An 8,578-nucleotide genomic window follows, 5' to 3' on the forward strand; every position below is an offset into this window, starting at 1 on the left:
GGCCCCAGGGGTTCTCAGACGCCGGTCGGACTCGTCTCGTCGGCGCCGACCGGCACCGTCGCCGTCAGGCGGAAGCCGCCGTCGCCCGAGGGCGCGGTGCGCAGGGTGCCGCCGGCCAGGATGAGGCGCTCGGTCAGGCCGTTGAGGCCGTTGCCGGGGGTGTGGTGGGGAGCGGGGCCGCGGCCGTCGTCGGAGACGGTGAGGGTGGCGGCGGCGCCGTCCGCGCTGGTGCTCACGGCGATCACGCAGGTGAGGGCGCCGCTGTGGCGGACGACATTGGTCACCGCCTCGCGCAGCGCCCAGGCCAGGGCGCCCTCGCCGTCCGGGGCGAGACCGGGCAGCCGGTCCGGCTGGTGGACGCGCGCGGCGATCCCGGCGGAGGCCAACGCGGAGCGCGCGGAGGCCAGTTCGGTGGCCAGCGTCGGGCGGCGGTAGCCGCTGACCGCCTCCCGTACGTCGACCAGGGCCTGCCTGCTGACCTTCTCGATGTCGGCGACCTGCCGCGCCGCGTCCTGCGGCCGGTCCGGCAGCATCCGCCCGGCCAGTTCGCTCTTGAGCGTGATCAGGGACAGTGAGTGCCCGAGCAGGTCGTGCAGGTCACGGGCGAGCCGCAACCGCTCCTCGGTGGCGGCCAGATGCGCCACCGTCTCCCGCGCCTCGCGCAACTCCCGCATGGTCCGGACGAGTTGACGCACGCCCACCATCGCGAAGCCGCCGAGCAGGGCCGGGATGACCAGTGCCGGGTAGAGGTCGCCGCTGCTGTCGACCCAGGCGCCGACCCCGGCGAGTGCCGCCGTGACCGCGGGAATCGCCCACCGGGACTGTGTGCCCGGCAGCGACGCCCCGCAGGCGACGGCCACGTAGACGAACATCACCAGCCAGTCCTTGCCGAGCGTCGCGGACAGCGTGAAGGCGAGCGCGAGCTGGGCGGCGAGCACCCCGTACACCCAACGCTCCTGCATGTACGCGGTGTTGGTGCGCAGGAAGACGACGGCGAGGTAGGAGACGACGAAGACGAGCAGGCCGCAGCCGGCGACGACGGTGACCAGGGCGCCGTGGTGGCCGTCGGCCAGGTCGCTGACGGGGGAGCCGAGGTAGAGCAGCCAGATGCCGATCCACATCAGCTTGACCAACGCCTGGCCGCGGGTCTCGGGGGCGCGGCCCATGGCGGTAGTGTCCGCGTCCTCCACCGCCTGCCGCCACGGCGGCCAGGGCCGGTCCCGGTCCCGCGCCTGCTCCTCCGCCCGGTCCCGTGCCTGTGCCTGTGCCCGCCGCGCCTGCTGCTCCTTCGCCATCCGCGTCACGCCTTCTGCGTGTCCTTGCGGTACAGCCAGGCGGCCGTACCCGCGAAGAGCAGCAGGTAGAAGGCGAGGACGGCGATGTCACGGGCGTGCGGCGCGTTGCCGAACTCGATGGACTGGCCGAGCGCCGCGTACGGCCGTCCCGGCAGGTAGTCGGCCGTCGTCCGGAGCCAGTGCGGGAAGGTGGTGATCGGCACCCACAGACCGCCGAGCATCGCCAGGACGAAGTAGGCGAGCATCGAGACCGGCCGGGCGACGTCGGCCGTGGCCACGTATCCGATGGCGACGCCGAGCGCCGCGAAGACCATGCTGCCCGCCCAGGTCGCGCCCAGGATCGCGATCCACTGCCAGGCGTCGAGCCGGACGTTCTTCACGGTCGCGCCGAGGATCAGCACGATCAGGATCGACGGCAGGCTGACGGTCGCGGCGGAGGCGATCTTCGCGGTGACGTAGCCGCGGCCGGGCAGCGAGGTCAGCCGCAACTGCCGCACCCAGCCCTTCTCGCGCTCCCGCGCGATCCGCTCGGCGTTGCCCATCAGCACCGCCGTCATCGCGCCGAACGCCGCCATCGCGACCATGTAGTACGCGACCAGCGTGAGATTCAGGCCGTCGATCTTCTTCGTCCTGTCGGCGCCCGCCGTGATGATCAGGAAGAGCAGGCCCGGGTAGAGCACCGAGAAGAACATGAACTTGCGGTTCCGCAGGGTGCGGACGATCTCCAGTCTGACCAGGGTCTTCATCGGTTCTCCGCCTCCTCGGCGGACGCTGCGTCGGTGATGGCGAGGAAGGCCTGCTCCAGGCCGAGGCCCGAGACCTCCAGATTGCGCGGGTACAGGCCGAGCGCGTACACGGCGTGCGTCGTGGCGTCCGCGTCGTCGGAGCGGATGCGGACGGTCGGGCCGGTGATGTCGAGGCCGACGATGTGCGGCAGCGCGCCGAGCGCCCGCTCGTCCGGCGTGCCGTCCAGGTCGAAGGTGATCCGGCGGGCGCCCGCCCGCGCCTTGATCTCCGCGGCCGTCCCGTCGGCGATCAGCCGCCCCCGGTGCAGCACCAGGACGCGGTCCGCGATGGCGTCCGCCTCCTCCAGGTAGTGGGTGGCGAACAGCACGGTCCTGCCCTGCTCCACCTGGCCGCGCATCGTGGCCCAGAACGCCTGCCGCGCGCTGACGTCCATGCCGACCGTCGGCTCGTCCAGCACGATCAGGTCGTTCGCCCCGGCCGTCGCGAGCGCGAACCGTACGCGCTGCTCCTGACCGCCGGAGAGCTTGTTGACCTTGCGGTCGGCGATGTCGGCGATGTCGGCGCCGGCCAGCACCTCGTCCACCGGGTACGCCTTCGGGTGCAGGTCGCACGCCAGGCTCACCAGCTCCCGTACGGTCACGTCCTCCATCAGGCCGCCGCTCTGGAGCATCGCGCCCACCCGGCCCGCCGCGATGGCCTGCGCCGGGGTCGTGCCGAACAGCCGCACGCTCCCACTGTCCGCGTTCCGCAGCCCCAGCATCAGGTCGAGCGCGGTCGACTTCCCCGCGCCGTTCGGGCCCAGCAGGGCCACCGTCTCGCCCGGGTGCAGCGTCAGGCTCAGCTCCGCGACGGCCCGCACCGGCCCGAAGCTCTTGTTCACATCGCTGAAGGCGACCACGGGCTCGCCCTTGACGGCGGCCCCCGGCCCGTTCGCGGTCGTCATCCCCATCGCGCTCATGCCACCAAGCTTCGCCCGCCCGCCCCTCGCCCGTGCAGTGCCGCGAGTCGTGTCTTCCCCATGACAGATGTCATACGGCGGTCCGCGTCCGGGTCCGGCTGTCACCGCCGGGTCCTCACGCTGTAACCATCCGTGCCGGGGGTGGGACGCCGGGCCTCCGCGCTCGGTACGGTCCGGCCACCGGGCGCCGCCGTGGCGCCTTCCTGGGGGGAGTCGACGTGACGCGTTCCGCTACGAGACGTGTGATCAGACATACGGTGCCGACGGCCGGGGTCGCGGTGGCCGGAGCGCTCCTGCTGGCCGCCTGCGGCGGGGGCTCGGGGGGTTCCAGGCCGTCCGCCACGGGGTCGGGCAAGGCCACCGGCAGTGCTTCTGCCGCCTCTCCGTCCGCCTCAGCCTCCGCCACTGGTGGCTCCGGCGGTGCCAATCCGGTCGACGGGCCGACCTTCTGCGCCTTCCTCGCCAAGGAGGGGCCCCGCATCAAGGACTCCGGCGCCCCCGCGGGCGCCAAGGCGTTCTTCGCCATCGACCTCGCCAACTGGATCGAGCAGCACCCCGATCAGAAGCCGCGCACCGCCGCCGATCTTGACGCTGCCGCTTTGGGCTCCTGCCCCAAATACCGTGCCACCGTCACCTCTGCCATGGGCGCCACCAGCTTCACCGAAGCCCTCGGCTAACCCCGCCGCGGCCCCGCCCCCGGGCGGCCTCTCAACCTGGGCGGTAGACCGATCTTTTCAGGGCGCGCGCCCTGGGGCGGTTCTTCTGCCGAGGGGCCCAGCCACGTGTCTTTAGGGGCGCGGGGAACTGCGCGGCCCGCCACGACGGTGGCGCGGTGTTCGCACGGCGGGTCGGGCCCCGAAGGGGCGCGGGGAACTGCGCGCTCAGCCCGCGCGGTGGCGCGGCTGAAGAACCGGCCCCAGCGGGGCAGATGCTGTTGTTTTCGGGCTGACAGCCCGGTGGGGGCTGGCCGCGCAGTTCCCCGCGCCCCTCAAAAGATCGGCCCACCGCCCTGGCGGAAGGACCGCCTCGGGGCGCGCCCCTGAAAAGATCGGCCCACCGCCCTGGCAGAAGGACCGCACGGGGCCGCGCCCCTGAAAAGATCGGCCAGCCGCCCTGGCAGAAGGACCGTCTCGGGGGCGCGCGCCCAGAAAGAATCGGCCCACCGGCCTGGTGAGGGAGCGGGCTGGGGGGCGGGCCCTGGAAGGGGGGGCGGGCGACCGGGCGGGGAACCGTGGTGGGGGAAGGGCGGAGCCCTAGGGTGGGGGGATGAGGAGAAGCGTCCGGGTGCTGCTCGCGGAGGATCAGTCGATGGTGCGAGAAGCACTGGCGACGCTCCTCGGCCTCGAAGAGGACCTCGAGGTCGTCGCCCAGGTGGCCCGCGGCGACGAGGTGCTGGCGGCGGCCAGGACGCACCGCCCGGACGTGGCGCTGCTGGACATCGAGATGCCGGGCCTGACCGGCATCGAGGCGGCGGCGCGCCTCCGCGAAGAGCTGCCGGAGGTCAAAATCGTGATCGTCACGACCTTCGGCCGCCCCGGCTATCTGCGCAGAGCGATGGAATCGGGCGCGGAGGCGTTCCTGGTCAAGGACGCTCCGGCGGCCCAACTGGCCGACGCCGTACGGCGGGTGCTGCGCGGCGAGCGCGTCATCGACCCCACGCTGGCCGCCGCGGCGCTCGCCGACGGCGCCGATCCGCTGACGGCCCGCGAGCGCGAGGTGCTGCGGGCCGCCGCCGACGGTTCGGTCAACGCCGACATCGCGCGCGGCCTGCTGCTGTCGGAGGGCACGGTCCGCAACTACCTGTCGACCGCGATCCAGAAGACGGGCGCGCGCAACCGCGCGGAGGCGGTCCGTATCGCCCGCGAAAAGGGCTGGCTCTAAACGGCGGGGCTCAGTTCAGCAGCGCCCGCGCCGCGCGGGCCTTGCGGCGGATCTTCTCCGCGGTCTCCGGGTCGAAACCGCCGATCAGTTCGGCGTACTCGTCGAGGGCCGCGGCGCCGCCGGTGAAGTCGCCGAGGCGGACGAGGAGTTGGGCGCGCTCGTAGCGCAGGCGGGCCGGGTGGCGGGGGAGGAGCAGGGCGAGGTCGATCGTCCACAGCTCGACGGCGGCCTGTTCGAGGCGGGCGGACGTCCAGGCGCGGATGTTGTTCAGGACGCGGTGCACGGTGTCCAGCGGATCGGCGGGCGTGAGCATGCCGGGGGCCAGCGGGGCGCCGGTCGCGCCCGCGACCAGGAGTTCCGCGTCGGGCCCCGACAGCACCCGGCCGCCCTCGAAGGGGTCGACCAGGACGTACGCGCCCGCCGGATCGCCGAAGCCGACGACGTAGTGGCCGGGCAGCGCGACCCCGTACACCGGCGCGCCGGCCCGGCGGGCGACCTCCGTCCAGACCACCGACAGCAGGATCGGCAGCCCGCGCCGCCGCCGCAGCACCTGCTGGAGCAGCGACGACGAGAGCTTCTGGTAGTCGCCGGGCTCGCCGTGGAAGCCCAGCCGGGCCCCGAGCAGCCGGTGCAGGGCGGTCGCCCACTCCAGCGGCGTCGTCAGGCCGTACGGGAGCATCCCGGCGAGCCGGTCCAGCTCGATCTGGGCCGCGTCGATCGCGACGCCGTCCAGCGCCGGGTCGGCCTCCGCGCCGATCAGCAGGCACAGCTCGGCCAGGTCGGGGCGCTCCTCGCGCGCCGCCGCCGCGAACCGTTCCCGTACGTCCGCGCTCATACCGAGGGGCGCCGGTAGTGGTAGCCGTGGTGGTCGGTGAAGCCGAGCCCGTCGTAGAGCGCGCGGGCCGCCTCGTTGTCGGCCTCCACCTGGAGGTACGCGCTCCTCGCTCCCTCGTCGGCGGCGCGCCGGGCGAGCGCGCCCATGACGGCGGTCGCCAGGCCCCTGCGGCGGTGCGAGGGCGCCACCTCGACCGCGCCGAACAGCACCCACGGCCCGTCGACCACGGCCCGCCCGATGGCGCCGGGGGCGGTCGCGAACCACACCGAGGGTCCGCCGGAGACCACCTTCAGCGCCGCGTCGGCGAGCGAGCCGGTGCGGTGGTAGGCGGCCAGCCACGCCGCGTCGGGCGTCCGGGACAGCGTGACGGCGTCCGCGCCCGGCAGCCGGGTGAGCGGCGCCAGCGGCGCGACCCTGACCAGCGTGTCCGCCTCCCGTACCCACCCGCGGCGCTCCAACTCGGCCGCGTAGGGCGAGGTGTCGGGCACCTGGAGATACGGTGTCGTGCCCCGCGCCCCGTACCAGCCGACGACGTGGTCGAGCGCGGCGTCCAGCGGGCGGTCGGGATCGCCGTCCACCAGGACGGAGTTGGCGCGGCGGGTGAAGCCCTCCCGCCGCCCGCCGCCCTTGTCCTGCTCCGCTTCTCGCTCGCCCGCGACGGCCGAGCGCAGTGTCCACCGGCCCAGCGGCTCGGTCTCGGTGGCGGGCCAGGCGCGCGAGGCGAACGCCTCAAGCTCCTCGGGGGACGCGGACGTCACACGCGACATTCTCCGTGACGGCGGGGTGGGCGGCACCACCTTCCCCGCGACGAGGAGCGATTCGGCGATGCGTACCGTTTCCCCGGACCTCCGCGTGACGCACACCACTCCCGCATCCCACGATACGAGAACACCGACCGTATCGGTGAACGTAGGATGCCCGTCGGTGATCTCCAGAACCTGCCGTACCGATACGCGTTTTCCCACGTCAGACGGGGTAATCCGGATCACGAGCCGCGCTCCGGAAGAGAAATCCCCTGCCATGCGTGCCCCTCCTGTTCGGATCGTGCTCAGGAACGGAGATACTAGGTGCGGGCATCGACGACGCCGCGCTCCCGCGCGAGATGAGCCCTATCGAGGAGGAACGACAGCGTGACCTACGTCATCGCGCAGCCTTGTGTCGACCTGAAGGACAAGGCGTGCATCGAAGAGTGCCCGGTCGACTGTATCTACGAGGGCTCCAGGTCCTTGTACATCCACCCGGACGAATGCGTCGACTGCGGCGCCTGTGAGCCGGTCTGCCCCGTCGAGGCGATCTTCTACGAGGACGACACCCCGGAGGAGTGGAAGGACTACTACAAGGCGAACGTGGAGTTCTTCGACGAACTGGGGTCGCCCGGCGGCGCGTCCAAGCTCGGTCTCATCGAGCGCGACCACCCCTTCATCGCAGCGCTGCCCCCGCAGAGCCAGGACCACTGATCCCGGTCGGGCAGTCTCCGCCCGGCCCCGTACGGCGCACCGAGCCACGCTCGGCGCTGTGCGGGGCCGCGGCGTACGTCCGTCATGGACATTTCGATCACGGACCATCGATCGACAAGCGAGAGTGAGCACGTGAGCATCTCCGCCCGCCTCCCGGTCTTCCCGTGGGACCGCCTGGAGCCCTACAAGGCGACGGCCGTCGCGCACCCGGACGGTGTGGTCGACCTGTCGGTGGGGACCCCGGTGGACCCGGTGCCCGAGGTGATCCGGCGCGCGCTCGCCGCCGCCGCCGACAGCCCCGGCTATCCGCTGACGTACGGCACGCGCGCGCTGCGCGAGGCCGCCGCCGGATATCTCAGCCGCTGGCACGGCGTGAGCGGCGCCGACCCGGCGAACATCCTGCCGCTGCTCGGCTCCAAGGAACTGGTCGGCTGGCTGCCGACGCTGCTGGGCATCGAGGCGGGCGACCGGGTCGCGTACCCGCGGCTCGCCTACCCGACGTACGAGATCGGCGCGCTGGTGGCCCGCGCGGAACCGGTCACGTACGACGACCCGGTGACCGAACTCGACCCGGACGGCCTGAAGCTGCTCTGGCTCAACAGCCCGTCCAACCCCACGGGCCGCGTGCTGTCCGCCGCCGAGCTGCGCCGGATCGTGGCGTGGGCGCGCGAGCACGGGGTGCTCGTGGTGTCCGACGAGTGCTACATCGAGCTGGGCTGGGAGGGTGCGGAGCCGGTCTCCGTACTGCACCCGGACGTGTGCGGGGACAGCCACGAGGGGCTGATCGCCGTCCACTCGCTGTCCAAGCGGTCCAACTTCGCGGGCTACCGCGGCGCCTTCCTCGCCGGTGACGCGTCCGTCGTCGCCGGTCTGCTGGAGGTCCGCAAGCACGTCGGCATGATCGTGCCCGCGCCCGTACAGGCCGCGATGGTCGCCGCGCTCGACGACCGCGAGCACGCGGTGGAGCAGAAGGAGCGGTACGCGCGCCGGCGCGCCGCGCTGCGGACCGCCTTCGAGGGCGCGGGTTTCCGGATCGAGCACAGCGAGGCCAGCTTGTACCTGTGGGCGACTCGCGCGGAGAACTGCTGGGACACCGTCGGCGACCTGGCCAAGCGCGGCATCCTGGTGGCGCCCGGCGAGTTCTACGGGCCGACGGGCGAGCGGTTCGTCCGGATCGCCTTCACGGCGGTCGACGAGCGGGTGGCGGCGGCCGTCGAGCGGCTGCGCTGAACCGCTCCCGCTGAACCGCTCCCGCTGAACCGCTTCCGCCGGGCTGACCCGCCGGGCTGACCCGACCAGGCCGGTGTGAGAGCGCTGCCCGGCAGACACGCGCGGGGGGGGGGGGGGGGGGCTTCCTTGCTCTCTCCGCGAGTGTGGATTTTGTCCACCTCCTAGGGGGTCATTT

9 protein-coding genes are annotated in these 8,578 nt (G+C 72.9%); 4 read left to right on the plus strand and 5 right to left on the minus strand.

Annotated elements, in window-relative coordinates; genetic code table 11:
- Positions 1-14: 14 nt before the first annotated feature.
- The 3 genes from ACZ37P_RS30075 to ACZ37P_RS30085 all read right to left on the minus strand — a co-directional run bounded on the left by ACZ37P_RS30075 (position 15) and on the right by ACZ37P_RS30085 (position 2,991).
- Entirely contained in the window at positions 15-1,166 is a 1,152-nt protein-coding gene (locus tag ACZ37P_RS30075) for a sensor histidine kinase (RefSeq protein WP_391161742.1), read from the minus strand.
- Between the two features lie 134 nt (positions 1,167-1,300).
- Entirely contained in the window at positions 1,301-2,041 is a 741-nt protein-coding gene (locus ACZ37P_RS30080; RefSeq protein ID WP_467349487.1) for an ABC transporter permease, read from the minus strand.
- The gene (locus tag ACZ37P_RS30085) at positions 2,038-2,991 is read right to left on the minus strand and encodes an ABC transporter ATP-binding protein (RefSeq protein WP_355348350.1); all 954 of its coding nucleotides are present in this window, start codon (positions 2,989-2,991) and stop codon (positions 2,038-2,040) included. The genes ACZ37P_RS30080 and ACZ37P_RS30085 overlap by 4 nt, the downstream gene beginning before the upstream one ends.
- A gap of 251 nt (positions 2,992-3,242) precedes the next feature.
- Here ACZ37P_RS30085 and ACZ37P_RS30090 point away from each other — a divergent pair, with 251 nt between their 5' ends.
- Both ACZ37P_RS30090 and ACZ37P_RS30095 read left to right on the plus strand, forming a co-directional pair.
- Positions 3,243-3,677: a hypothetical protein gene (locus tag ACZ37P_RS30090; protein ID WP_467349488.1), complete on the plus strand. Its 435-nt coding sequence runs from the start codon at positions 3,243-3,245 to the stop codon at positions 3,675-3,677.
- Between the two features lie 589 nt (positions 3,678-4,266).
- Positions 4,267-4,881, plus strand: coding sequence for a response regulator transcription factor (locus ACZ37P_RS30095; RefSeq protein ID WP_355348223.1), 615 nt, complete (start codon positions 4,267-4,269; stop codon positions 4,879-4,881).
- 10 nt (positions 4,882-4,891) lie between these two features.
- On the opposite strand, the gene ACZ37P_RS30100 is transcribed toward ACZ37P_RS30095, so the two are convergent.
- Together ACZ37P_RS30100 and ACZ37P_RS30105 are read right to left on the minus strand one after the other, a co-directional pair.
- The gene (locus ACZ37P_RS30100; protein WP_467349489.1) at positions 4,892-5,716 is read right to left on the minus strand and encodes a transglutaminase family protein; all 825 of its coding nucleotides are present in this window, start codon (positions 5,714-5,716) and stop codon (positions 4,892-4,894) included.
- Complete coding sequence (locus tag ACZ37P_RS30105) at positions 5,713-6,738, minus strand: GNAT family N-acetyltransferase (RefSeq protein ID WP_467349490.1); 1,026 nt, start codon at positions 6,736-6,738, stop codon at positions 5,713-5,715. The genes ACZ37P_RS30100 and ACZ37P_RS30105 overlap by 4 nt, the downstream gene beginning before the upstream one ends.
- Positions 6,739-6,846: 108 nt before the next feature.
- Between ACZ37P_RS30105 and fdxA the strand changes: the two genes are divergently transcribed.
- Both fdxA and dapC read left to right on the plus strand, forming a co-directional pair.
- Entirely contained in the window at positions 6,847-7,173 is a 327-nt protein-coding gene (gene fdxA, locus ACZ37P_RS30110) for a ferredoxin (protein WP_355348214.1), read from the plus strand.
- 84 nt (positions 7,174-7,257) lie between these two features.
- The gene (gene dapC / locus ACZ37P_RS30115) at positions 7,258-8,403 is read left to right on the plus strand and encodes a succinyldiaminopimelate transaminase (RefSeq protein WP_391049303.1); all 1,146 of its coding nucleotides are present in this window, start codon (positions 7,258-7,260) and stop codon (positions 8,401-8,403) included.
- The last annotated feature ends 175 nt before the right edge of the window (positions 8,404-8,578 follow it).

The organism is Streptomyces sp. NPDC024632 (assembly GCF_055559175.1).

Excerpts from the sequence above, each read along its gene's own strand:
- ACZ37P_RS30075 (WP_391161742.1), bottom strand. The coding sequence starts at position 1,166 with ATGGGCCGCGCCCCCGAGACCCGCGGCCAGGCGTTGGTCAAGCTGATG.
- ACZ37P_RS30080 (WP_467349487.1), bottom strand. The coding sequence starts at position 2,041 with ATGAAGACCCTGGTCAGACTGGAGATCGTCCGCACCCTGCGGAACCGC.
- ACZ37P_RS30085 (WP_355348350.1), bottom strand. The coding sequence starts at position 2,991 with ATGGGGATGACGACCGCGAACGGGCCGGGGGCCGCCGTCAAGGGCGAG.
- ACZ37P_RS30095 (WP_355348223.1), top strand. The coding sequence starts at position 4,267 with ATGAGGAGAAGCGTCCGGGTGCTGCTCGCGGAGGATCAGTCGATGGTG.
- ACZ37P_RS30100 (WP_467349489.1), bottom strand. The coding sequence starts at position 5,716 with ATGAGCGCGGACGTACGGGAACGGTTCGCGGCGGCGGCGCGCGAGGAG.
- ACZ37P_RS30105 (WP_467349490.1), bottom strand. The coding sequence starts at position 6,738 with ATGGCAGGGGATTTCTCTTCCGGAGCGCGGCTCGTGATCCGGATTACC.
- dapC (WP_391049303.1), top strand. The coding sequence starts at position 7,258 with ATGGACATTTCGATCACGGACCATCGATCGACAAGCGAGAGTGAGCAC.